24 protein-coding genes are annotated in these 26497 nt (G+C 37.4%); 3 read left to right on the forward strand and 21 right to left on the reverse strand.

Annotation, left to right across the window (positions count from 1 at the left end; all coding sequences use genetic code 11):
* Positions 1-8: 8 nt before the first annotated feature.
* The 16 genes from ACKPCA_RS06805 to ACKPCA_RS06880 form a co-directional block, all read right to left on the reverse strand.
* Positions 9-899 carry an ATP-binding protein gene (locus ACKPCA_RS06805; RefSeq protein WP_321282100.1) on the reverse strand — a complete coding sequence of 297 codons (891 nt, stop codon included), beginning with the start codon at positions 897-899 and terminating at the stop codon, positions 9-11.
* 89 nt (positions 900-988) lie between these two features.
* Positions 989-2212, reverse strand: a complete 1224-nt coding sequence (locus tag ACKPCA_RS06810) for a PQQ-binding-like beta-propeller repeat protein (protein ID WP_321282101.1) — start codon at positions 2210-2212, stop codon at positions 989-991.
* Between the two features lie 17 nt (positions 2213-2229).
* Positions 2230-2910 (reverse strand): ABC transporter ATP-binding protein, encoded by a 681-nt coding sequence (locus tag ACKPCA_RS06815; protein ID WP_321282103.1) that lies wholly within the window; start codon positions 2908-2910, stop codon positions 2230-2232.
* Between the two features lie 63 nt (positions 2911-2973).
* Positions 2974-3108, reverse strand: coding sequence for a hypothetical protein (locus ACKPCA_RS06820; RefSeq protein WP_321282104.1), 135 nt, complete (start codon positions 3106-3108; stop codon positions 2974-2976).
* Between the two features lie 125 nt (positions 3109-3233).
* Entirely contained in the window at positions 3234-4343 is a 1110-nt protein-coding gene (locus tag ACKPCA_RS06825; RefSeq protein ID WP_321282105.1) for an outer membrane protein assembly factor BamB family protein, read from the reverse strand.
* 164 nt (positions 4344-4507) lie between these two features.
* A complete protein-coding gene (locus ACKPCA_RS06830; protein WP_321282106.1) occupies positions 4508-6046 on the reverse strand; it encodes a 2Fe-2S iron-sulfur cluster-binding protein in 1539 nt (512 codons plus the stop codon).
* 88 nt (positions 6047-6134) lie between these two features.
* The gene (locus ACKPCA_RS06835) at positions 6135-8474 is read right to left on the reverse strand and encodes an NAD(P)H-dependent oxidoreductase subunit E (protein ID WP_321282107.1); all 2340 of its coding nucleotides are present in this window, start codon (positions 8472-8474) and stop codon (positions 6135-6137) included.
* 2 nt (positions 8475-8476) lie between these two features.
* Positions 8477-10396: an outer membrane protein assembly factor BamB family protein gene (locus ACKPCA_RS06840; protein WP_321282108.1), complete on the reverse strand. Its 1920-nt coding sequence runs from the start codon at positions 10394-10396 to the stop codon at positions 8477-8479.
* A 228-nt stretch (positions 10397-10624) separates the two neighbouring features.
* The gene (locus ACKPCA_RS06845) at positions 10625-10996 is read right to left on the reverse strand and encodes a GxxExxY protein (protein WP_321282110.1); all 372 of its coding nucleotides are present in this window, start codon (positions 10994-10996) and stop codon (positions 10625-10627) included.
* Between the two features lie 331 nt (positions 10997-11327).
* Positions 11328-12590, reverse strand: coding sequence for a 4Fe-4S binding protein (locus ACKPCA_RS06850; protein ID WP_321282111.1), 1263 nt, complete (start codon positions 12588-12590; stop codon positions 11328-11330).
* A gap of 3 nt (positions 12591-12593) precedes the next feature.
* Positions 12594-13154 (reverse strand): 4Fe-4S dicluster domain-containing protein, encoded by a 561-nt coding sequence (locus ACKPCA_RS06855; RefSeq protein WP_321282113.1) that lies wholly within the window; start codon positions 13152-13154, stop codon positions 12594-12596.
* Between the two features lie 19 nt (positions 13155-13173).
* Entirely contained in the window at positions 13174-13383 is a 210-nt protein-coding gene (locus ACKPCA_RS06860; protein WP_306740443.1) for a hypothetical protein, read from the reverse strand.
* A gap of 1 nt (position 13384) precedes the next feature.
* Positions 13385-14347 (reverse strand): NHL repeat-containing protein, encoded by a 963-nt coding sequence (locus tag ACKPCA_RS06865; RefSeq protein WP_321282114.1) that lies wholly within the window; start codon positions 14345-14347, stop codon positions 13385-13387.
* An 11-nt stretch (positions 14348-14358) separates the two neighbouring features.
* On the reverse strand, positions 14359-15786 hold the full coding sequence (locus ACKPCA_RS06870; protein WP_321282116.1) for an outer membrane protein assembly factor BamB family protein: 1428 nt from the start codon (positions 15784-15786) through the stop codon (positions 14359-14361).
* A 59-nt stretch (positions 15787-15845) separates the two neighbouring features.
* Entirely contained in the window at positions 15846-17093 is a 1248-nt protein-coding gene (locus ACKPCA_RS06875) for a PQQ-binding-like beta-propeller repeat protein (protein WP_321282117.1), read from the reverse strand.
* 38 nt (positions 17094-17131) lie between these two features.
* Positions 17132-18343 carry an outer membrane protein assembly factor BamB family protein gene (locus ACKPCA_RS06880; RefSeq protein ID WP_321282118.1) on the reverse strand — a complete coding sequence of 404 codons (1212 nt, stop codon included), beginning with the start codon at positions 18341-18343 and terminating at the stop codon, positions 17132-17134.
* Between the two features lie 430 nt (positions 18344-18773).
* Between ACKPCA_RS06880 and ACKPCA_RS06885 the strand changes: the two genes are divergently transcribed.
* The 3 genes from ACKPCA_RS06885 (at position 18774) to ACKPCA_RS06895 (ending at position 22416) form a co-directional block, all read left to right on the forward strand.
* Positions 18774-19487 (forward strand): hypothetical protein, encoded by a 714-nt coding sequence (locus tag ACKPCA_RS06885; protein ID WP_054721589.1) that lies wholly within the window; start codon positions 18774-18776, stop codon positions 19485-19487.
* 215 nt (positions 19488-19702) lie between these two features.
* Positions 19703-21898 (forward strand): alpha-L-rhamnosidase-related protein, encoded by a 2196-nt coding sequence (locus tag ACKPCA_RS06890; protein ID WP_321282119.1) that lies wholly within the window; start codon positions 19703-19705, stop codon positions 21896-21898.
* A 14-nt stretch (positions 21899-21912) separates the two neighbouring features.
* Positions 21913-22416: a GNAT family N-acetyltransferase gene (locus ACKPCA_RS06895; RefSeq protein ID WP_321282120.1), complete on the forward strand. Its 504-nt coding sequence runs from the start codon at positions 21913-21915 to the stop codon at positions 22414-22416.
* 421 nt (positions 22417-22837) lie between these two features.
* Here ACKPCA_RS06895 and ACKPCA_RS06900 read toward each other — a convergent pair whose 3' ends face one another.
* The 5 genes from ACKPCA_RS06900 to ACKPCA_RS06920 all read right to left on the reverse strand — a co-directional run bounded on the left by ACKPCA_RS06900 (position 22838) and on the right by ACKPCA_RS06920 (position 26495).
* Positions 22838-23299: a hypothetical protein gene (locus ACKPCA_RS06900; protein WP_321282121.1), complete on the reverse strand. Its 462-nt coding sequence runs from the start codon at positions 23297-23299 to the stop codon at positions 22838-22840.
* Between the two features lie 159 nt (positions 23300-23458).
* Positions 23459-24193, reverse strand: a complete 735-nt coding sequence (locus ACKPCA_RS06905) for a TlpA family protein disulfide reductase (RefSeq protein ID WP_321282122.1) — start codon at positions 24191-24193, stop codon at positions 23459-23461.
* 32 nt (positions 24194-24225) lie between these two features.
* A complete protein-coding gene (locus ACKPCA_RS06910; RefSeq protein ID WP_321282123.1) occupies positions 24226-25092 on the reverse strand; it encodes an alpha/beta hydrolase family protein in 867 nt (288 codons plus the stop codon).
* An 89-nt stretch (positions 25093-25181) separates the two neighbouring features.
* Positions 25182-25370, reverse strand: coding sequence for a hypothetical protein (locus ACKPCA_RS06915; protein ID WP_321282124.1), 189 nt, complete (start codon positions 25368-25370; stop codon positions 25182-25184).
* Between the two features lie 30 nt (positions 25371-25400).
* Positions 25401-26495, reverse strand: coding sequence for a serine hydrolase domain-containing protein (locus ACKPCA_RS06920; protein WP_321282125.1), 1095 nt, complete (start codon positions 26493-26495; stop codon positions 25401-25403).
* Between the last annotated feature and the right edge of the window lie 2 nt (positions 26496-26497).

The following is a 26497-nucleotide window of genomic DNA, read 5'->3' on the forward strand; positions in this document are numbered from 1 at the left end:
TATCCTTTTTAACAGCAACATGAATTCGAATCACCATCCTTGCAATCGCAATTACAATCGCAGCTTGCCTCTGGTTCTTCCTTGCAATTGCAGTCGCAATCGCATTTCTCTTCTTTTTTCTCTTCTTTTTTCTCTTCTTTTTTCTCTTCCGCCTTATCTGCTCCGCTGCAACAAGCTCGTCGCTCTTCCTCTGCCATTTGCAATTGATCTTTCTTCAATAATGACACCTGAAAATTCTTTCTTCTTGCACTTAATACTGAATAAACATCATCATTCTGAATTTGTTCGAGGATATCCGTTTTTTCATTTTCGGAACCATCGCCTTCTCCTCCATCAATCGGACTTTCGGCATGTTTAGGAAAGATGATGGCATTTTGTGGACAAACCCTTGCGCAGGCAGGACACATGTCTTTGCAATTTGCCGAAGCCGATACTACAACACTTCCATCATCTTCAACCGAGTAAACGCTAAACAAACAGAAGTTCAAACACTTTCTACAGCCATTGCAACGTTCATAATCAATAACAGGATACCAAGGCTTCCAATCATCAGAATATTTAATCTTGAGTGGTTCACCTGTTCCTGATTCCAAACTCGAAATCAATTCCTCCTTGTCATCATCAATATGGTGGTACGTTGTTGTACTTTCTTCTATTCTTCTTCCTGAGTTGTCAACCAAATTCTGCATGGCACGTGCCTGACAGCCAAAAACAACAGCATCTTCAGTTGTGTACAGACTTTCCAAATCATCTGGATTCTTAAGAATTGTGCCACACATATCTTCAATATAAGTGAAGCCAATATTCTTCTCTTCCAGAGTCTCTATCAATTTTTGAACAGACTCTTTTTCGATTTTTCCATCTTTCTCACAACCACATATAAATATTTGCTTACTCATAGTCTAGATTTTAAGTAAAAGAAAACATTCATTAAAAAACAAGTTCCTAACTTTTGGTTCTATTCTTAACGATTATTAACTACTCATTGCTAATTATTAATTGCCTTAATATCATATGCCATTAATGCATCACCATGACGGATATACAATACACCATTGGCAATTACAGGTTGAGCAAAGTGCTCTTTGGTTCCTTTGGTAATTTTGAATTGACTTACCAATTCCATCTTTTCAGGACTTACTTCTACCAATCCAACTTGTCCTCTCTCGTTATAACAATACAACATACCATCGGCAGCAATACTCGAACCTCTACCAAATTTCAAAGTATCTCTAGTTTCACCAGATTCAGCATCAACACTCTTCCATGATTTCTTGCGATGTGCCGAAGCAATGATTTTACCATTTAGCTTCACAACACCACCCATGATGTTGTCTAGTTCTTCATTTCTCCACACTTCAGTGATTTTAGCTCCCTCGTCTTCCAATTTTAGTTTCACAGTACCATTTCCACATCCGGTAACGTAATACAAATATCCATTTTCAAAAATCGGTGTATTTCCATTTACATCACCCTTTGTAGTATCCTGCTGGTGAATCCATAAGGTTTTACCTGTTTGCGATTCTACGGCTAAGAGTGCATGTTCCGAGAAGGTTACCAATACATTTCTTGTTGGATATTCAATCAATAAAGGAGAACAATATGCAGGCATTTCACCAACACCCGAATTGATCCATTTGGTTTCTCCTGTAAATCGATCCAATGCAATAATATTCTTTTCTTTACCACCTGGAGCAGCAAAAACCAAATCACCATCTACCAAAAGAGACTGAGAATATCCAAAACGTGTATTTTTACCTTCAAATTTTTCCAACATGTTGATTTTCCACTTCAATTTACCTGTTTCAGCATGAATACAAGCAACATCTCCTAAACCAGATGCTACGTAAACTAAACTATCAACAACAGTTGGAGCAGAACGAGATCCGATAAAATTCTTCATCCAATCTTTACCAAATTCTGTTTTCCAAAGCATCTTCCCTTCCAAATCCATTGCAATTAAATAAGCAATGCTATCCACCTCTCCATTCAAATAAATGTTATTATCAGTAACAACAGGCGATCCATAACCATTTCCAACTCCTTCAGCATCCCAAAGAAGATTTGGACCATCCTTCGGCCACTCTTTTAAAAGATTCGTTTCCGCATAAATTCCTGAGCGGTTTTCACCTCTCCATTCGCTTACTTTTTTCTGTTTCGATGTACATGAAAACAGCGATAATGCCATTAAGATTAGGATGTAGTTCTTCATTTGTAAGGGTTTATTATTTAAATTATAGTTAGTTTTCCGTTATCAAGTTTGTATATTTTCTTCATTTTTTTTGCCAGATCCATGGAATGGGTAACCACTACAAGTGTTACTTTTTGTTTTTCGTTAATCGATACCAATAAATCTCCAAGCTGATCAGCAGATCGCTTGTCTAAAGATCCTGTAGGTTCATCTGCCAGTAACAAACCTGGTTGATGGATCAATGCACGAACAACAGCAGTTCTCTGACACTCTCCACCCGACATTTGTCCGGGCAATTGACTAATTTGACCTGACAAACCAACAAAATCAATCAATTCCTGAGCCCTTTGCTCTGCCTCAACTTTTAACTTCTTATCTTTTTCAGGAATCAGGGGCACCAATACATTCTCAATCAAACTCAGTTGAGGCAATAGGTGATGCGATTGAAAAATGAAACCCAAATTTCTATTCCTGAACTGGGCAACTTCATCTTCTCCCAGCTTCCCAATTTCTCTTTCGCCATGAAGAATTACTCCCGAATTGGCATGATCCAACGAACTAATCAAGTTTAACAGAGTACTCTTGCCAGAACCCGATGGTCCTACAATTGCAACCGAATCACCCGATTCTATTTTCAAGGATAAATCGTCAAGAACCATTCTCTTTTCCTTGCCCGGAACCTGATAGTATTTTGAAATTTGCTTTAACTCTATTTTCATACTTATAATCTTTTCGAATCCTTAAAATATTACTATTCGCTTTTTAAATCACTTTTTTTCGTTCTATGCCCCAATTTTCCTGATAAAATCTACTTCCCGCGCAGATTTTAAGTGTTCCTTTACAACTTTTAATGGTCCATCGCTAAAATCATAGCTTCCTGCGCACTTTTTATCCGTCCATAGACTATTATATACCATCCTGCGGATATTTAAGCCGTTCATACGCAATATTTAGGCATCCATAGCCAAAATCATGGCTTCCTGCGTACTTTTTGGCCGCCCATAGCCTAAGTCAACCACTCTTCGCGGGGCTTTCAGAAGGTTTACCTTTCTCCAAAAACATAAACAGATCCATCCATGGCTGTCACCACAATCATTCCTTCAACCACGGCCGGTGTTCCAATTAAGGCTCTTCCTATTTCGTACGACCAGATTTTCTGACCATTTTCCTTATCCAATAAATATATGCGACCATCTCCAGATGCCATTACTACCTCATTCGCTGCAATCACAGGCGATGCCTCTATTTTGTTCCTGGTTTTAAATTGCCATTTTATTTTTCCTGATTTCTTATCGAAACAGTACACCTGTCTGTTCTCTGCTCCAATAATCACAATATCACTGGCAATGGCAGGCGATCCCAAATAAGAAATCGCTCCTTCCTTCTTCCAGTTGACCTGATTTTTCCTGAAATCCACACAGTAAAACTCCCCATCGTGATTTCCGAAGAATGCATGATTCCCATCCAAGGCAACTGATGATGCGATATAGGTTTGGATATCCAGCTTATTCTTAGCTTTTCCTGTTTTCACATCCACCTGATGCAGGAAACCGTCACAACCACCAAACATGGCAATTTCGCCATTGCATGATGCCGCTCCGTTGATGTAGTTATCCGATTCATAATCCCATAATTTCTTTCCCGATTTGGCATCCAAACAGTACAATTTAAAATCGTAAGAACCGAATAGAATTCTTTTTTGCTTGCTTGCCTTATCGTAAAACCAATTGGCCGATCCTGAAACTTGACCTTCAGTTACAAACTTCCACCTCACTTTTCCAGTGCTCGCATTCAAACAATAAAACGTCCCATCCAAAGCTCCGAAATATACATTCCCATCCAGATACATGGGCGATGCCTCTACTGAAGTCTCCGCATTGAACTTCCACTTCAACTCCCCCGATTTGCTTAAGGCATAAAGGTTTCCATCATTCGATCCAACATAGATGATGCCATTACGAACAATGGGCGATGATTTAATAGCATCACCAGTTTTGTAGGACCACAAAAGAGATGGATTCTTTGGCAATTCTGCTTGCGTAACACCACTCAACTGTGCATTCCCACGAAAGGAAAGCCAATTGTGTTTGTTTTGAGCTATTGATGATAGGCTCAATGCGATTGTTAATATGGAGAGGAATAGTTGCTTCATTTTCTGTTTACCTCATCCCCTAACCCCTTCTCCTAAAGGAGAAGGGGAATAGAGCTACTAGTTAATTTTATTTCTATCATCACCTTCCTTCTGCTATTCACGTTTCCCTCTTCTAAAGGAAAGGGACTAAGGGTAAGGTGATATTATTAATTATTCATTGTTAATTATGAATTAGAGCGAAGCGACAAAGCTCCCGTCGGACAAGCCTCGGCACATTCCTTTCCTACAATGGTTAATGCTTGTTTCAATTGCTGATTAAATGGAACTGCTACTTTTACCGTAAAGCCTCTACCAATATTGGTCAATCCGGTTTTCTCACCATGCCTTTCGGCGATCTCTATGCACAATCCGCATTTGATGCATTTTTCCGGTTCATAAATCACCGAATCATGATTGATGTATTTCATTACAGAATTTCTTTCACCCAAAGCAAATCTTCTGCGATCAATTTTGTACTCCTCTGCACAATCTCTCAAACGGCAATTATCCAGCTTGCGGCAATCGCAATGCATACAGCGCTTTGCTTCTGCAATGGCTTCTTCTTTTGTATATCCTTTCGGAGATTCTGCATCCACTCTATCTCCTTCAAGCGATTCTTTCAAATACTCAGCCAACTCCTCTTTACGAAGTGTTCCAAACCTGGAATTGAATAATCGTTCTGTTGCTTTGGCCTTGCCATCATTTAAATAAGCATCAACCGACCAGGCAACTTCCTTTCCCATCGCAATGGCTTTTACTGCCATTTTTTGAGTTCGAATTACGCTACCACATGCAAATACTTTCGGATCGGATGTTGTATAGGTTCCAGCATCTATTTTCAAGCCAGTTTTTGTAGCCTCCAGACCAAATATTTGTCCATCTGTTCCGTTGGCAAGGATCACTGCATCGTACTCTTGCTTTAGGGATTCAAATTTCTCTTTTGAAACTTCAGCATTGCAATTCGTTACTAATCCCAATTGATCTAAAACAGCAACTTCTCTAGCCATCACTTCTGTTGGCAAGTCACCATTTAAAACTGATGCCAGTAACATTCCTCCAACACCTTCATATTTTTCAAACAGCTCACAATCGTGTCCATTCAACAACAAATGATAAGCTGCAGAAAGTCCAGATGCTCCTCCTCCAACAATGGCTACTTTCTTACCGCTTGCTTCTTTCTTCTCAGGCAAATAGTTTTGAGTTTCTTCTTCCGAGAATCGCTTCAATAAACAAATGGAAACTGGCTGTTCCACATCTTTTCGCCTACAGACCTTCTCACAAGGAGCAGAACACACGTACCCTAAAATCCCAGGAAGGGCAATTTCCTCTTTTACAATTTTCAATGCCTTATCGAACTGATTATTGGCAATGAATCGGTTCATTTTTGGAATATCCATATAGGCAGGACAAGCTACACGACAAGGAGCCTCGCAATCACCAACATGATCACTCATCAAAAGCTCGATGGCTTCCTTTCTGGCTTCTTTTACTTCTGTGTCCTCACTTGCCAAATCCATTCCATCTACCACCTTGGTTGCGCAAGAAGGAATCATTTGCTGATTGGCATTGTTTTTCACCATACAAACCATACAGGTTGGATGATTGCTACATCCTTCCATATAACACATACTAGGAATGTGAATTCCTGCAGAACGGGCTGCATTCAAGATACTGATTCCCTCTGCAACTGTAATGGTCTGATTGTCTATTTTTATTGTTGGCATTTTCGTAATTCGTAATTGATAATTCGTAATTCATTATTTATCAATCCGACGCTGAAAGGTTTTGCAAACGCTATCAGGTCTTCCGGGCCTATTTTATTTCTACTGCATCAACCGGGCAAATCTGTTTACAGATATCGCATTTGATACACAATTCATTGTCCACTGTGTGCAATTCATATGGTTTTGCCTGTATGGCATCCACCGGACAACGCTGAGCACATTTAGTACATCCGGTACAATCATCATTGATTTCGTAGCGAATCAGATTTTCACACTTCCCGGCAGGGCATTCGCCTTTGATGTGTGCCTCATATTCATGTCGGAAGTATTTTAATGTTGACAGTACAGGATTTGGCGCTGTTTTTCCCAAACCACAAATACTTCCCTTTTGGGTATTAATGGCCAGCTGCTCCAACAAATCCAAATCACTCAATTTTCCTTTTCCTGATTTGATTTTCGCTAAAATCTCAAGCATTCGTCTTGTACCAATTCTACAGAAGGTGCATCTACCACACGATTCATCCTGGGTAAACGACAAGAAATAATGAGCAATATCCACCATACAGTCAGATTCATCCAACACGATCAATCCTCCAGATCCCATCATGGCTCCGACTTCTTTAAGCGAATCAAAATCAATGGCTGTATCCGCCATTTCAGCAGGAATACACCCTCCTGATGGTCCACCTATCTGTACTGCTTTAAACTTCTTCCCGTTGGCAATTCCTCCTCCAATTTCTTCTACAATCTGGCGGATGGTTATCCCCATTGGCACCTCAATTAAACCTCCACGCTTGATTTTTCCTGCCAATGCAAAAACCTTGGTTCCCTTGCTGTTTTCAGTTCCAATCTTCTTAAAACTTTCTGCGCCATTACGAATAATGAATGGCACCAATGACAGGGTTTCCGTATTGTTGATTAAGGTTGGTTTCTCCCACAAGCCTTTTTCTGCCGGGTACGGCGGACGCAATTCCGGAATACCTCTTTTCCCTTCAATAGAAGCTATTAATGCTGTTTCTTCTCCACACACAAAAGCTCCCGCTCCTTCGAAAACCTTTAAATCGAAAGAAAAATCACTACCAAGGATATTCTCTCCAATTAAGCCTTCCTTCTTACAAATTTCCAACCCCTCTTTAATACGAGTTACTGCTAACGGGTACTCCGCACGAATGTACAATCGCCCTTCGCTTGCGCCTACTGCATAGGCTGCAATTAGAATCCCTTCAATCACTCTGAATGGGTAGGATTCCAATAACATGCGATCCATAAATGCTCCTGGATCTCCCTCATCACCATTACAGATGATGTATTTTTTATCAGCCTTGGCATTCTTTACCAAATTCCACTTGATAAAAGATGGAAAACCCGCGCCTCCACGGCCTTTTAATCCACTTTCTTCTATCTGAGCGATAATCTCATCTGGTGATAGTTCTTTCAAACATTTTGCGAATGCCTCAAATCCATGTTTTGATTTGTACTCTTTAAAATCTGAAGGCTTTATTTCTCCTCTGTATTCAGTAGCAATATTTACTTGTCCTTTTAAAAACTCTGCAATCGGAGTACCTTCTTCACCAGCATTGTACCTATTCGAGCTAACCGGAACATCGGAAAATGTCAAGTCCTCGGCGTAATTGTAAAACCTGTTTTTGAAGCGACTTATCCAATTTTCGGAGCGAAAGTGGTTCTTAATAATCTCACTTACCTCATTCGCCTTTATTTTCGTGTAAAAAGCGGGTTCTTCACCATCCTTGTGAATCTCTAACATTGGTACCTGATTACACACACCAACACAGCCTACCTGCTTTACATCAACTTTAATTTTATTGTCTGCAAGAGTTCTTTCCAGTTCTTCCTTTACTCCCGAACTACCACTTGCAATACAACAGGAACCTAATCCGATTCGAATTTCTCCCTGTGAAATTCCATCTTCGGTAACCTCTCTTACCTGCTTTTCTTCACTTGGTGCAAGATTTTTAAAATCCTCGATGATCTCAGCAACCTTTCCGGTTTCTACATGTCCGTAAGTCACATCATCAATCTGTACAACAGGAGCAATGGTACAACATCCCAAACAAGCCACTTCTTCAACAGTAAATAGCTTATCCGCATCGGTATCACCTTCAGTAATTTTCAATTCACGCTTGAAACTATCATAAACCTGCTTGGCTCCTTTTACGTGACAAGCCGTTCCAACACATACTTTTACAATATGCTTTCCTACAGGATGGTGTCTAAACTGAGAATAAAAGGTCGAGATTCCCGTAATCTGAGATTCTGTAATTTCCGTAGTATCGCAAACTCTTTTCAAAGCCTCCTCTGGCAAATAGTTGAATTTCCCTTGAATGGCCTGAAGAATCGGAATTACCTTATCAGAATCTTTTCCTTTTTCGGCAATTATCTTGTCAACAATATTTTGAATCTCATTCATAGTTATTTCCCTATACAATAAAGGTGTTTCTCTCCTCGAATATATACTCTTCCATCAGCAAATGCTGGTGTCATATCTGATTTCTCTCCCAATGCAGGAGCAGCAATTTCTTTATATTCTTTGTCTGCCATGAAAATATGCATCACACCATCTCTGTCAAGCAGATATACATTCCCATTGGCAACAATTGGAGATGCATAAAATCCATTACCGAATTCCTGCTCCCAACGTATTTCTCCGGACTTAGCATCATAACAAACTACGGCTCCATAACTGGTTACAATTATCAAATTATCTCCTGAAATAACAGGGCTAGGAACATCCGACAAGTAATCGTATGCTTCCCATAAAACCTCTGGATTTGCTCCTGGTTTAATGGCCACAAGACTAGCATATTCATTCAAAGCATATACAATACCATTACCAACTGTCACAGAAGGACCAACTTCGCCAGTTATACAATCTAATTTCCAAAGTTCCTTTCCTGTATTCACATCGTATGAGGCTACACAAGGGTCAGCAGCCAGAATAAGTTCTGTATTTTCTCCAATCTGAGCAATCACCGGCGATGACCAGGATACACGAACTTTTCTTTTTGTACTCCACAGTTCGTCACCATTTGCAGTTGAAAGTGCCAATACTTTCGCATCTTTCTTGTGATCATACTGTACAATCAGTTTATCCTGATACACCAACAAAGATGAAGAGTGTCCATAATGATTATCAGGAACACCTAGATTCTTTGCCCATTTCTGTTTTCCATTAAAATCCAAGGCAATGATATCGCCATTGGCAAAAATGGCAAAAACTGATTTTCCATCCGTAGTAACGGTAGATGCCGCATGACCTGTGTCTGGTGTTACCTCAGGTGATTTTGCAGGAGAACCTGCAATGCCTTCCACTTTTGCTGTCCAAAGTAGCTTTCCATTGTTTCTATCATAGCAATATACTTCTCTTTGGGTTGCATTGGCTCCTGACAAAAACAGTTTATCTCCCCAAATTACGGGCGAGTTATAAGCATGAATTGGCACTTGAACCTTCCACAATACATTTTTGCCACTTGCTCCATCCCAATCGGTTGGGATATTCTTTTGATAAGATACTCCCTGTCCAGCAGCTCCACGGAAGGCTGGGAAGTTTGCCTTCATTTCTTTTGTAGGATATGATGTATTGGCAGCAACTTTTTTGACAGGAGTTTCCTTTTTTACTTCCGGTTCTTTCTTCTCCGCTACTTCTTGCTTCTTTTCAGCAACAACAGGTTCTTGATTCTTAGGTTCCTTCTTTTGCTCCTCTTCTGCAATTTGCTCTATTACAGGTTCTTCTTTTTTAACAGGCTCAACCTGCACAACTTCTTTAGCCGGCTCAATCACTTCCACATTATCATTGGTCTCTTCAGGAGTTGATTGTGCCACCAAAGCAGCTTGGGTAAACTGATTCCCCAATTCTTTATGAGTCAAAAAGGCAATCAATAAGGTTATGGCCACCAATCCAAATCCTCCAACGCCAATCCATTTACGGGCTTTTTCTTTGAATAAAACAATATTCTCTTGTTCACTCTCCGTTACTTCCGGTAATTTTTGCTTGCCTGCATAAAACATCTGTAAAGCAATTGCTGTAACAATAACACCTAATAACAAAAGATAACCACCAGCTTTCACCTGCCATTGATTGGTGAAGTATGCTTTACGCACCAAAAGATCCATTTCACGAATCTGCTCTCTCAATTGGTTGTCATTTGGATTTTCTTCCAATCGTTGCACCAATGAATTGATTAATTCTGTATTTACAGGATCAATTCGATTGATTTGTATATAATTCACCAAAACCAACATGCAGATGATAAACGAGAAAGTCCCCGCCACAATTGCAATATTCCTCCATAGAAATTGGTTGGTTTTTCTTAATTTGAATTTGTTCTTCATAATTTTACCACAAAGATTAGTTTTACCGCAAAGGTCACCCGAAGTACTTCACAAAGTCTCACTAAGGATTACTCATTCACTCGTCAAATAGGATTATTATTCTTTAATTTTGATTTATCTATTTTTTATTTTTATTCACTGTAATTTTATATTCTTTGTGTTCCTTGGAGAACCCCTTAGTTTTTCCTTTGTGGATAATATTTTTTTACCACAAGACACAAAGTATTTTTATAGTATAACTCTTTTTATTCCGTCTTTTAAATGCTTTTCATTGAAATTTACGAGTAGTCCAAGCTTACATTCTGCTAATTTCATATAAGTTAAAATCTGTGCTAAATGAATATCTTTCATTTTTTCAACTGATTTTAATTCCACAATAATTTCATTGTTTACCAACAAATCAATTCGGTAGCCAACATTAAGTTCCACATTCTTATAGGTAACTGGAACGGCTAACTGTTGTTTGATATCAAGGCTTTCTTCTTTTAATTCATATAATAAACAAGCCTCGTATGCTGATTCCAATAGGCCAGGCCCAAGTTCAGTATGCACTCGAAAACAACAATCTAATATCTTTTTAAATATTTTCTCTCTATCCATAATCATGAACTTTGTGTTCCTTTGTGATTATTTACTTTACCACAAAGGCTGCTCAAAGTACTTCGCAAAGTTCCACGAAGGAAAATGTTATACTTTGATTACGATGATTAATATTATAGTTTACTCTTTTTATTCCGCCTTTATTTAAATGTTGTTCATTGATATTATAAACAAACCTAATACTCATTTAAGTGTTTTCTCTTTAACCACACATTATAAACTTTGTGCTCCTTTGTGATTACCTTATTTTTTCCTTTGTGGTTATTATTCCTTACTCATAGTGTTCTTATCCTTTGTGTTACTTCGTGAAAACCTTCGTTACCCTTCGTGGTTAAACCTTCTCCACTGGACAATATTTTAAACATCTGGCACAGCTCACACACTCTCCTTTATCTGGCTCATAGTCTTCTCTATAACGATATCTTGTTAATCCTGCCAATGACAAGCCAAATACCAAACCAATAAAGGCACCTAGCATCCACGATCCATAATAAAACTGCTTTAATATAGCTGCTGATTCCAGATATAGTTCCTCCTTGGTTTTTCCAGAGGTTCTGAATCCTTCAATCTCCAAACTTTCCTTCATCGTATTCGAATCAAAATGAAGCAATTCATTGGCCAAACGTACTTTCGAATTCACCATAGCCAAATTTTCATGGAAATTAGAAACCACCCAAGCACCAATTATCATTAAGGCAGGAATAATCATTCCCAAAAGGATGAAACGTCTCGTTGCTGATCGCTTATCTTCCATTTGTTTGACTTCAACAGGTTTGTTGATGGCATCCAATGGACATGAATTCTCACAAAGTTTACACTGTATACAACTTGCCGGAGTAATGCTTAAATGCTTTTTAGAAACTCTACTTACCAAGTTCAAAATCACACCATAAGGACATAAAAATCGACAGTAAGGACGAGCAATAAAAACACTAATCAGTAGAAATGCTGCACCAATGGCAAACATGAAGAAAGTTGCGTTGAACCTGAATATTCCAACAAAAGGATCGTATCTACAGATAATAAAATCGGTCCCCGTAGCTGCATAAAGAATCGCTAAACCAAGATATATCCATGGAATCAATCCCAGAACTTTCTGCAACCATTTCTTCAAACAAACCGGTCTTAGCAGAAAAACATCTTGAACCGCACCTAAAGGGCAAACTCCTGCACAAAAGGTTCTTCCGAAAAACAGTGTATAAACTAATGGTATCACAAAAAATGCTAAAGCGGAAAGTGGTATATGATATCCTGGATTGAATAAAGCCAACACAACATTTTGAACTGATCCTACAGAACATACACATCCCTCTCTAAGGAATCCAAAATATACAATTGAAAATAGTGAAGTAATTACAACTCCTGTACGTGAACGCTTTTTATGAATAAACCAGGTAATCAAGCTTAAAGCTGCAATCAAAAGCAATACGTCCACCAATGCGAATATTCCTGCCCGAGGTTCTGGCATGGAAGTAACCGGCTGCGTGTAGCCCGATTCAAATTCTGGTCTTGGAAATCGTTGAGTTTGCGCAAAAGCTGCAAAATCGATGACCAATAGCACTAACAGAGAGAATATCGAAAAGATTTTCTTCATTTCTTAAATCTTTTTATTGGTTTTGAAGCCGGCAAACTGGTAGGCTTCTTCAAGAGGAACTCGTTTAAATGCATCTGATGGACAATCGCGTGCAATGGCACATTCGTTGCAATTCACACACAAATCGTGACTAACCTGTAATTGTAATGAACCATTTCCGAAGGCTCCACAACCTTTTACACATTTGCCACAACCAATGCACAACTCATTAATAATCTCATATTTAAAATAAGGATCCTCTACATAAGTGCGCTTAATGGCTCCGGTCGGACAAAGCATGTTTTCTGCTCCTGTAGATAGATTCTTCACATTAGGTCTAAAATATCCACCACACAAATCACAATAACCACACATGTCATAAACATGAATGCATTTTACAGCCGATGGCGTTACAACACAACTTGTTGCACAACGCCCACATTGTGTACATTTGGTTGGATCAAGTTGCCAAAGGTAATCTCCTTTTACACTTTTGCTCGCCAGAACTCCTGCAACTCCAACAATGCTTGCTCCCGCCGCAAAACGAAAGCATGTATTTATAAATTCTCTTCTGTCTTTTTTCATACTGACTAGTAATTAGTAACTAGTTGTTAGAAACTTTTTGATCTCTTTTGAATTTTAAGCCTTCTGGTTTTTTACAACTTTTTAACTGCTTACAATCCTGACATGGAGTGGTAAACTCACAAGTTTCTTTCGTTGTATAGTTTCGGTAAACAAACACCCCGCTAATTGCAGCCAATCCCGCAATTATTAATCCTCTCAAGCCACTTCTTAAAAAATCTCTTCTTTCCATTCTATTTTGCTTCAAAAATTCTAACTAAGCTTTTAGCCGGATCCAAAACCAAAATTCTATCTTCTGAATCCACTGCCAAATCAATACCAACCGTTCCAGGTTCAAACAAATCCGGAGCAGCTACTACCGATTTAAAATCTCCTGAAGGGAGATGTATTTTTACTCTTTCCAATCCTTTTTCTGCAGTCACAAAAGAACCATCAGATAAAATGGCAATATTCGACGGGTTACAACATCCACTAAATCCTTCCACCCCCATAGAGGTTCTATTCCAACTTGATATTTGTTCACCTTCAAAATTGTATGCCTCAAAAGCATGTCGTCCCGGATTTACCGCCCATAATTCGCCTTGTCTACCAATCAGCAAATCAAAGTATGGACTAGGAATTACAAAACCTTTTATTCCTTCTGCCTGATTTTCTTCACCAATTTCCTTTATTTTAATGCCATCAATACTATAATGATGAATGATTTTCTGACCAGCATCGGCGATAAAAACATTGGTATCCTGAACAGCAATGGATGTAATATAAGTTCGATCTCCTTTTACAACAAAGCTGTTTCTTAGGCTGCCATTAGGTTTTCTGATATCGATACGATTACTCATTCCTACCAAAATGTTACCATTCTCCTTTACTGTGATACAAGATGCAGCTTGTCTTAATTTCAAATTGTTAATTTGCTTGCCTTCCGAGTTGAGTACAAGTACATTTTTATCAGTTCCAACATAGATATTATCATCCTGATCTACAGCAATGGCATGAATTTCATCTGCATCAATTTTGATTTGCTTGCTCTCTTTATGACTGATTTTTGATTCATCTACATGACGTAAAGCATTCAAATCATACTCGTACACATTCTCCTGACTTACTTCACCTGTTTTAAACAGATCTTTTGCCATGAATGCGATCAATACGATTAGCAAAACAACAGACAACCATAAAATCAACTTATTCCTCATATCTAAATTCTTTAATTGGCTCTCACATCAATACATACCATATGTTTGTCATCTCTCATTAACAAACGTCCATCAACAACAACCAAAGGTCCCCACGCATCGTGTCCTTCCATAATTTTGGCTTTATCCAAAAACTGGAAACTCTTTGATGTAGCCTTAGCAATGCTTATGGTACCATCATCTTTAAGGATAAAGAATTTTCCATCGGCAACTACATATGGTCCCAAACCAAATCGATGTGCTGAACCACTATCCCAAAGTATCTTTTGACTATCATTTGGATCAACGCAAACAAAACGATTTCTTAAACCACCGGCATCCTTAGGAAGAATACTAAACATGTGTCCATCATATAAAATAGGTGTTTGCTGTTCCGATGCAATTCCATCCTTAGGCTTGAACTTCTGTAAAGTTTCAACCGAATATTTATTACCTGATTTTTTTACCTGAAGTAAAATACCTCCTGCACCATATCCTGCTGTCATGTATACTTTTCCATTGCCAAAAACAATTGGCGAAGGAGCCACAACCGAAGGAGCAAAATCTTTTGTTTTCCATAGGATCTCTCCCAAGTCATCACCTTCCGCTGAAACTCCAACAATACCTCCTACTGCAGCATATACCCACATTTTCTTACCATTCAAATTCATTGGCATAACAGATGAATGAGACATCTTCCATCCATCTGGATTTGGGGTTTCCCAAACTACTTTTCCCGTAGCACAATCCACCCCTATTAGTAAAGATGATCCTCCTGGAGCAATAATGGCAATATTGTCGACGATAACCGGACACTGACCTGTATACCAAAAAGGTATTTCAGACATGTAATCCTTAACCAAATCAATTCCCCACAAGAAATCTCCCGTATTGGGATCGGTACACATCACATGACATCGAGGTCCAATCGTAATTAAATACTTATCGTTAATGGCCGGAACAGTTCTGGATATACCATGGTTTCTTTTGATATGCACTCGATACCATCTTCTCCACAACTCTTCCCCTGTTTCCAATGAAAAGCATCGTAAAGCATCGGCTTTTTTCACCTCATCGTAATCCAGCACATATACCTTCCCATTGTAAACCACAGGTGCTGCATGACCTTCTCCCAGTTCCACCTGCCAATCGATTTTGGGTCCATTTCCCCATGAATTAATCAATTTTGTTTGGTCTGCTGAAATATTATCTGAATTGGCTCCGCGAAACTGAACCCATTTACCCTTTAGATCAGTAGATAACTCTTTAAAGAAATCAAATCCTTCACCAATCTTAACCTTTCCTCCACTGGATTCACTTTCCTTCGGACGATTATCCATTCCGGGAATACTTGCATGAATATCTTTAACCGGATTGTATAACAACCAATACACAAACAATACTGTTGCCACAACAACAGCCAAGAGAATTAATCCTTTTTCGCTTCTTTTCGACAGCATATACTTATTCGTAAGAAACCTGTCAGGCTTTTAAAATCCCAACAGGTTTAGCATTTACATTATTCTTTTATTGAATAGGCCATTAGTGCATTTTCATGACGCACATACATCACTCCATCTTTTATCACCAAATGAGACCAGTGAGGTCCTTTTCCATATGGAACTTTAAACTCACTAATTATTTTAAATTCATTAGGATCAGCTTTCACCAAAGCGATATTTCCTACTTTTTCATCGTAGCAATACAACATGCCTTCTGCCGAGATAATAGAGCCTTTGGTTTGCCATTGGGTTTCATACATTTTAGCACCTGTATTCCAATCCAAACAACACCAATTTCCCATTCTGTTATTCTCCCAGTTAGAACCATAAATGTAGCCATCCAATAATACTGAACCACCATGATGAACATCAAGTAAAGAATCTACATAAGCTAATTCAACTCCTGTTGCATCTTCATTCAAATTCAACATTACCGATTTGTGGTCGTATCCATTGGTCACATATATCTTACCATCTTTGTACAAAGGAGTATTGGTATTGATATTTGCTTTCCATTTGCCACCAGCATATGCTCCATAATCAAATCGCCATTCTATTTTTCCAGTATCGGGATTTACTCCAAATACATTTTTCTCAATTACCGTAACAATTTGATTTTTACCATTGCGATTGATCATTAATGGAGATACGTAACCAGGATTGTCATTCAAGCTTTCTGATTGCCAAATCGTTTCACCTGTCATTTTATCCAAAGCAATCATGGTAGTTTGTTCTCCACAAGGAGTATAATAAACCATATTTTTGTAAAGAAGTATCGATTCTGCAATCCCCCATTTACCAAAAGTTCCACCAAACTTTTCACTGGCATTTACTTTCCAGTTGATTTCTCCATTCAATGCATTTACACAAGCAACATCTCCCTTTCCACTGGAAAGATAAATTCTATCATCTTCAATGGTTGGAGTAGCACGACTATCTACAAAAGAGGCATCCCATCCTTTTCCATAGGCTACCTGCCATTTCTTGTTACCATCCATGTCAAAAGCCAGAAGGTAATCCAAAGAATCAACTAATCCTGTTAGGTAAATTGTATTGTGAGCTATGGCAACCGAAGAATATCCTACAGGAATACTATCATTGTACCATAACATTTTTGGTCCCTCAGCAGGCCATTCCTTCAAGAGTCCTGTTTCATTGTAAACGCCTGTTCTATTTGGTCCTCTCCATTCGGTAAAAACCCTTTCCATGGTTCCTTGAGAAAAAGCCAAACAAGCAACAAGTCCCAGTCCTAGTAATCGTTTCATAATTTAATTGGTTATAGGTTATAGTAGTGTTATAATTTTTATTTCGCAATTGAGTACACCATTAATGAACTTCCATGGCGTACATATAACTTCTTGTTGTGAATTACCAAATGAGCCCAGTGTTGCTTTTCACCATAAGGAACTCGAAATGAACTCACTTTATTGAACGAACCATTACTTACATCAACCAATGCAATTTCTCCACTATCTCCATAACAGTATAACATTCCATCAGCATAAATCACATTTCCACGACTCAACATTTTCGATGAATAAAGCGTTTCTCCTGTTTTCCAATCCAGACAAAACCATTCACGGTTTACATGCCCTGATCCATAAATCTTACCATCCAACAATATTACACCACCCATTTGGTTGTCCAGTTTCTCATTTCGCCACAATTCTTTTACACTTGAACCATCATCAGCCAATTGTAACATTACACCACCTTTTCCATATCCGCTAAAGCAGTACAACATTCCATCTTTATACACAGGAGTATTTGGATGAATGGAATATTTATTGGGATGATCCACACTCCATAGCATTTTACCATCCTTTGTATCGATACCAACAATTGAATTTTGCGTATGGGTAACCAATAGACTTCTGTTATCTAATTTTATCAAAGCAGGCGAGCAATAGGCCGATTTTTCACCCTTTGCAGCAGATTTCCAGATTAGCTCACCACTCTTTTTATTCAATGCAACTACACTTGACTGACTGCCTCCTGGTGTACAAAAAAGCTTTTCCCCTTCAACCAACAAGTTCTCTGTTACTCCCCAGCGAATGTTACTGCCTTCAAATTCATTTAAAACATTCTTCTTCCAAACAACAGTGCCATCATCAGCATTCATTGCAACAAGCTCTCCATGTCCTGTTAATACATATAGCATTCCATCGTTAATCATAGGAGTAGTTCTCACACCATCATAAGAATCCATCCATTCCTTGCCATAAGATTGTTTCCAAATTTGTTTTCCTGAATGATCAAATGCAATCACAAAGCCTTCGTCGCCTTCTGTTCCTCCAGTGTACACATACTTTTCAGTAACAGCTGCAGATGCGTGGCCATCACCCAATTGATCGAAATGCCATAACATTTTGGGACCTTCAGCGGGCCAAGATTTTAAAAGATTAGAATCAGGATATTTACCATCTCTGTTTTCTCCGCGCCATTGAGCGTTATTCTGTGCAAAACCAGCAAAACTTGAAATAAGAATTACCAGGGATAAAAAAGTACGTAGCATGCTTGAATCATTTATATTTGTTAAAACTCTATAAAGATAATTGCAATGAGTCTTATTATAGACAAATTCACCCCTACACCATCAAATATGTTTTAGGTCTAAATAAAAATGCAATTCACCTAGCATTTTTTGTACCAAACATGAAAAACAACTACTGTCCACTACTGTAGGCAACTCAACACTATTTAGAATCTATCTAATCGTGTCCATTTACGTTACATCACCGTCCGTTATTGAACTTTTAAGACTTACAAGTCTTTATTTTATTTACAATAACATTCTAAACTCACCCAAAGCAAATAAAAGGCATTATTAATTGGCTCTGGATATTTAAAACTGTTTTAACAAGTTTTTAACTTTCTTCTTTCTTCTTATAAGAATTGATCAAAATAAAACCATTATATTGTAGATCAAATTAAGACATACATCTATGAAAAATCTATTATTATCCTGCCTTTTTATTACTGCCATATTATTATCGGCCTGCAAAAATGAAAAACAAAGTAATTCGATTGACATTCCTGATGGAAAAGAGAAAATCAAAGTAACTGAATTGATTAATGGTAACACATACACATACATCAAGGGAAACAACGAGAACAGTGAAATTTGGGTTGCAATCAGGAAACAGCCAATAGAAATTGGTAAAACCTATTTTTACAAGAATGCCTTGCCAATGAAAGATTTTCACAGCAAAGAATTAGACAAAACTTTCCCACTAATCTATTTCTTAAACTCAATTTCAAGTGAACCATCTGGAAAAGCAGATCCTCACAGCAAATCACAAATGAAAAAACCAAATGCAGTAAAAGTTGAAGTGGACATTGAAGCCGGCGACGACTTTACAAACATCCAAAACATTTTCAAGAATAAAGACGAATTAGTTAATTCAGTTATTAAAGTAAAAGGAAAAGTAACCAAGTTCAACGAAAATATATTAAACAGAAACTGGATACACATTCAAGACGGCACAGAGCACAATGGTAATTTTGATTTAACGATTACCTCAACTCAAAAGGTTAGCATTGGTGAGATCGTTGAATTTAAAGGCGTTTTAATTACCGACAAAGATTTTGGAGCCGGATACAAATATGATGTGCTTTTAGAGAATGCAGAAAGATTAAACAATACAAAATCTCAATAAATTTTATAATAAACTTTTGATCATTTAATTTATTTTATATAATTTTAATAGTAATCTCAATTACTACATACAACCTTACTTTTTACCCACTATGAAAAAACGGCTTCGGCCGTTTTTTTTTATCACATTTTAACAGACAATCGCTATAAAACATACAATAAGAATTTCAATTCAAAATCGATTTGTTAATTTTAATGCTGATTCAAAAATAAGCTATGCAAAAAAGTAAGCTAAATCAACACATACGTTTTGTAATTGTTCTTCTTTTTACATTGAATATGCTTGCCTGTAAATCAGACAACAATCCAATTTTCAAGTCGGATCGATTTAATATCTACCCAAACCGTGTTGAACAAGGCGAATTCCTAGCTATCGCTAAAAACAAAAAGGAAATTAATTCCTCATACCCTCACCTAAAGAGCAACCAGTGGAAACTAAAACGCAGCTTATTTCATTATCCCTCATACCAATCGAATCATGAAATTTTAAATGCGATATACAATTTATCCTTAGAAGAGATAGACCGGAAAATTTTAAATGACAGTATCTTCTCAAAAGAAAATATTACAAGCACTACCTTAGGATATTCTGGCATGCTATCATTAGCACTACTCCACCCTAAAGTATGCCAAAACAGCCTAATGCAAAGAGTAAAAAACGATAGGATTATTCAAGATGCAGGCACTGGAGGTTCCTGGCCCATAAGTTCGGATCGCTTAATTTGGGGGACAGCTGCATGGGAAATTTACAAAACAACAGGAGATATTGACTGGCTTAGAAGAACATACTTTATTATTAAAAACAGCATTGATGATGACATCAATTCAATTTGGGATTATCATTCTCATCTTTTCAAAGGAGAAGCTTCATTCTTGAATCAACAGGAACAATCCTATCCCAAATGGATGTCACCTACCAATATTTACGAAACCTATTCCCTTTCTAACCAAGTTGTTCACTATAAGGCTTTGCAAATACTTATTGAAATGGGAAACCTTCTTGGCAAGGATATACAAAAGTACAAACACATTTCTGAAGCTTTAAAAAAGAGCATCAACAACAAATTTAAAATAGAAGACAAAAAATACCTTGGTCAATTTCGATACAACAATTACAATTTGGTATCACCACATTCCGACGCACTTGGAGAATCTCTTGCCAACATTTGGGATGCAAGAGAAAATTCAGCAGAAAACATTCCAATACATCAATTTGGAGTAGCTTGTTTTCATCCACAAATTCCGAACGTAGCCAATTATCACAACAACAGAATTTGGCCTTTTATTCAGGCAACATGGAATTGGGCAGCAGCAGAAAACAAAAATACAAAAGCTGTACTTTGGGGACTTGCCTCTTCGATTAGATCCACGGCACTATTCCTAACCAACAAAAGAAGCTATTCGATTGAAAATGGAGATTTCCAGCCTACAGAAAACCATTCGAATGATCAACTTTTAAGTGCATCCTCAGCCATATCTAATTTTCTTCATGTTCTGATGGGAATCCACCTCACTGCAGAAGAATTAGAATTTAAACCTGTTATTCCACGAGAATTTAAAGGAAAGCAAGTACTAAGTAATTTCAGATACAACAAGGCCATTCTTCATATTGAAGTGTTGGGATTTGGAAACAGGATTAGCTCATTTACTTTTGATGGAACACCTTACAAAAGAGCAGTTGTACCTAAAAACATCGAAGGGCATCACAAAATTGTGATTAAAATGAACAACGAAATCCCAATTGATGAAAAAATAAATATGGTCGAACATTTCTATTCGCCAGAAACTCCAAGCTTATCCTACAAAAACAATCAATTACAATGGAATGAGATAAACAATGCAACGCATTACAAGGTTTATAAAAACGGAGAACTTTTGCTCGAAACAAAAGACACCCACATGGTTGAAGTTAATTTTACGTATCCTACCGAATTTTGTGTACAATCCGTGGATAGTTTAAACCATCACTCCTTTCTTTCCAAACCAGTTCTTCTCTATGAACGCAGGTATGAAAAACTGATAGAAGCAGAGATATTTCTAAGCAAGCGAAAATCGTCTTTTGTAACATTAAAGAAAACCGATAAAGAACCTTACTACTTTCAGGTTATAGCACCCAGAGATGGAAGCTATAAATTGAGCTTCTTGTATGCAAATGGAAATGGAGACGTTAATACCGGTGACAAATGTGCCAGCAGAAGCCTTTGGCAAAACAATGGATACATAGGCACTATTGTTTTTCCTCAAAGGGGAAAAGGCAAATGGAACGATTACAACTACTCCAACTCCTTTCATGTAGATCTAAAAAAAGGCTATAATTTTTTCAAGATTAGTTTCGAAGAGTTCAACAACAACATGAATGGTGAGCGCAATGATGTTCGCATTGATAAAATTAGATTATTAAGGTTGGATTAAATTAAACAACAAACATGAAAGTTGTATTGGAAACAGAGCGATTACGATTAAGAGAATTTACTCCTAAGGATGCACAAAGCATGTTTGATCTAAATGCCGATCCTGAGGTTATAAAATACACCGGTGACCTACCATTCGAATCTGTAGAACAGGCCAAAGCATTTCTTCAGAATTACAATGACTATCAAGAGAATGGCTTCGGAAGATGGGCCATGATAACAAAAATGGAAAATGAATTCATTGGCTGGTGTGGATTAAAGCTAAACGAAGAAGAACTGATCGATCTTGGCTTTAGAGTCTTCAGGAAACATTGGAACAAAGGATACGCCAGCGAAGCGGCAAAAGCATGCATACAATACGGTTTTGAGACATTAGGATTCGATCAAATCATAGGACGAGTTCTTTCTGAAAACGCAGCCTCCATTAAAGTTCTTGAAAAGCTGGGAATGCAATATTGGAAAAGTGATAAATGCCATGGATTTGAAAATGCCAGGTACTACAGAATTATCAAAGCATGATTAATTGCCATAAAAATATCCCTGCAAATTTAAATTCGCAGGGATAAGTTCGATTAGTTAGTGTAGTGGTTAGCTGAACTCACACTTAATTTGTCTCTTTGCAAAACAACATATTTTTCAATCTAAAGCAAGTTAATATTATCCTAATTAAGGTTAATCCAGGTTAAATCTTCATACTCATCACTCACCCAAAAACCAGGATATATGCGTACAATTCGCACATACAAAACAAGTAGCCGAACGATTTGCCCAATCAAAATTAAAGAAAGAAGCCACTGCCGTATTCAGTTGAGTTTCTCGCTGATAAAATAATTCTTCTCCACATATCGGACACTTCAACTGATGTCCCTTTATTTCTACTCTCTGTGGTTCTGGTTTTTTTAAATAATCCCATAACTATTAAATTTTAGATATCATCACATTAACTGTCAACACATTGATTTTCCAATTGCAAATCCTCTTGTCTCTTTATATCAAAATATGCCTTTTTATCAAGGAACTGCTTTAAGGTAAAAAACATAGCAAGTATCAATGGAGAACAATTCAATCCTAAATTATAATAGACATCGGCACTTTCGTTAGTACCAAACCACTTTAAACTCATAAAGAACAATGTCATAAAAACAGTCATTATCCCACATGCTGCAATGTATATTACCTGACTTTTAAATTTCTTCTCATTCAAAAACATTTTCTCTTCTCTCTTCGAAATATCTGAGACATCACCCATGCTACTAAATCCAAATGCAATTCCCATAAACAAAACCCCCAGACTAACATCGTTAAGGTTGGGCTCAAAAACAGAACCTTTAATAATATAGAAAACTGTTAAGGCAAAAAAGGGCCAAAACAAATACTGCGAATAATAAAACAATCTAATCATGTCATTAATTATTTTGTGAAACGTTACAATTCGATATTTTACAAACAATTATTACTTCGAGAGATACTCCAGTGCACAATCCAACAGCATATCAGTACCTTTTTTTTCAATTCTTTTTTTCATGCGCTTATCATTTTTGTATTCGCATCTGCAAAAGGTCTATAAGATCTTCTCTATCTCTTTCCTGATTTCATCCCCCTTACCCAAAACGACTTCTCCATTTTCATTCACCACACTTTCAACACAATCCATCACCTGTCCGACAACGCCATTCCTATCTATGATAATGGTTTTAGGATAAGCCGTAATTCCAATTTGATCAATAAGTGCCTTGCCCTCCACCAAATGGTAAAAATCAAAAGGATTGTCTTCCAAAACTCTACCTGCCTCACCTGCATTATTAAACGTAATGGATACAAAGCGAACTTTTTCCTCGTACTCCTTTTTAATCTGATTCAAAACTGGCATCTCTCGCTTACAGGGTCTGCAGCCATTAAACCAAAAATTTATAACTACCGGACCATTTAACAAACTATCAGAACAACAAGGATGACCATCCAAATCTTTAAGAGTAAACTTCGGAAACTTTTTTCCTACCATGCCATACACCTGCTCGGCACCCGATAAATCTATTGTTACGCCTCCATTCATTACCAATTGTCTTTTGTAGGTAAGCACAAGAGAATCATTACGCATGCTTTCATTCACAATCATCAAATGCACATTTACATTAGGCTTTGATTTGTTCTTGTGAATCAATACATCTTTTATCTGATCATACTCGGCCTGATCGATAATTCTGCTTTTACCGAACTCCTTGTAATACTTAGTCTGCGACATAAGACCGAATGAAAAAGCCACAAAGGAAAAGAGAAGTAATACTATTTTTTTCATAATTTTATCTTCTAAATTATAATTAACATCAACTACTGTAGGCTTTTTATAATTGTCTTTGCCAATTCTATACGTTTGTCAGAGAAAGAATGATCGCATGCATCAAGAACAACTAGATTTTTTTTACTTACACCCGCATACTTCTCCATGAATTCTGCTTCCGATTCCTTATTACTAAAAATATGAATGTTTTCCCCAACACTTAAAGCTGACTCTAAATCCATTTCCGGATCTTCAATAATACCATTCACAAAATCCGCTCCCGAGCTCACTTTGATGCAAGGCCTTTTCTCCACATTCGAAATATATTGATTCAATTCCTCCTTCGATTTTGATCGTAAAGCATGATAAGCATCCCATGGATCAATAGAAATAATCTTATTTATTCCAGAAATTTCTTTACCACAAAGAATGGCAATATCAGCTCCCATGCTATGCCCACAAAGAGTAATTTGTTTGGTATCTATTCTAAAGTATTTCGCATTTTTCTTTAGATAAATCACCAGTGACTTAACATCTTCTATGGAATTTTTATAATTAAACACCCCTTCGTTACCCCACGTTCCCGAATAAGAAAAGAACACTGCATTATACCCCTGTCTTCTTAAGAACTGACCTATTTCTTCATTCTTTTCAAATCCTGGATTACCATGAAGAAAAATCACAGTAGGCTTTAGATTCGATCCATGAGCCATTAAAATTCTACCTACCAACTTATGCTCTCCTGATTGAAATAAGATAGGTAAACTCTTAGGCATATCTTTCTTACTTTTCACAACAGGATCATGATTCAACAAAACAATCTCCTCACTACTGCTTTTAACCTTCTTGATTTCTTGTTTACAACTAAAAAACAATACAGCAATTAGCAAAGTGCCAACAAATAATTTCCTATTCATAGATCTGAGTTTTAATTTATTCTCAAATAAACCGGCAGTCCTAAACTGTTAGTCAACAATATTTATTTTATAAGGTTCTTTTTCTGAATCTACTCCTTATTCCTACCGACATTAAACAGGTAGAAGATCATAAAACCACCCCCCACACCAATCAGAGCACCTGAAAGAAAACTTGTCCATTCAGAATCAACAATTACAACTCCATCACTGAAGTAATACAATAAAATCCCTGCAACTAGGCCAACAATTGCAAGTATTAGTTTATTTGATTTTCTCATGACTTTATATTTTTACTTTTTTAAGTATTATCAATTCTTTTTGAGCTTCGGATGTAATTCCGTCAATGCCTTCAACAAATACTCCAAGGGAATACACTCCCCTTTCCGAATCCTTCTATTGTCAGCATTGATTACAATCACCAAATCCAATTCAGGAACAACATTTATGATCTGCCCTCCATTTCCCGGAATAAACCATGAATTAAATCCATATTCCGTTTCAACCATTCGCCACTGAAAGCAACTGTACAACGGATGCTTGATTTCAATATATGGCTCAAATATTTTTTCCATCCATTCCGACGAAACCACTTGCTTGCCTTGCCACTTGCCCTGATTCAAATGCAACAAGCCATATTTAGCAATATCTCTCACTTTCAGTTTCAAGCCGCCACTAATATCACATACTCCATTCTTGAAAAACCAGTCATACTCTTTAACCCCCAATGGCTCAAACAGGTTTTCATTGGCAAATTCTGCCACATTCTGTCCTGTCGCTCTTTTGATGATTTCTCCCACAATGATATTATTTGGCCCACTATATACATACCGAGTTCCTGGTATGGTATCCATTGGCAGTTCCAGCGATTCCTTCAGCCAATCCTCCTTTTTATCCATCTGTACACCCATATTCTGTGGATCATCAACCGCCAAAGCATACTCATCCCATTCAAATCCAGATGTATTGGTCAACAAATGCTTGATACAAATTCTCTTTTTTAATGAATCAGCAGGTAAAACAGAATACTCAGGAAAGAAATCCATCATCTTTTCATTCTCATTCTTAATCTTTCCTTGTTGAATGGCAATACCCATTAAAATGGCAGAGAAACTTTTTGTGGTGGAGGCTAAAAAATGCATCTCGTTTTCATCCCAAGCATGATAATACTGCTCTACCAACAATTCTTTTTTGTGAAGAAGCAAGACCGAATGAACATTTCCATATTTCCCTTGGCAAATGTCTTTATTCACATCCACAAATCGGAGGGTATCAAAAGCATGCTTTGCAAGTGTAGATACCATTAGGCCATCCCCCTTATCTTCCGGCACTCGATAAGAGCAATTCATCTTCTCTTTACATCCTGTAAAACCTAAAATGATCAGAACGACAATCAGGAATCTCATGT

This window comes from Marinifilum fragile (genome assembly GCF_963677365.1).
In the GTDB taxonomy this organism is placed as follows: Bacteria; Bacteroidota; Bacteroidia; order Bacteroidales; family Marinifilaceae; genus Marinifilum; species Marinifilum fragile.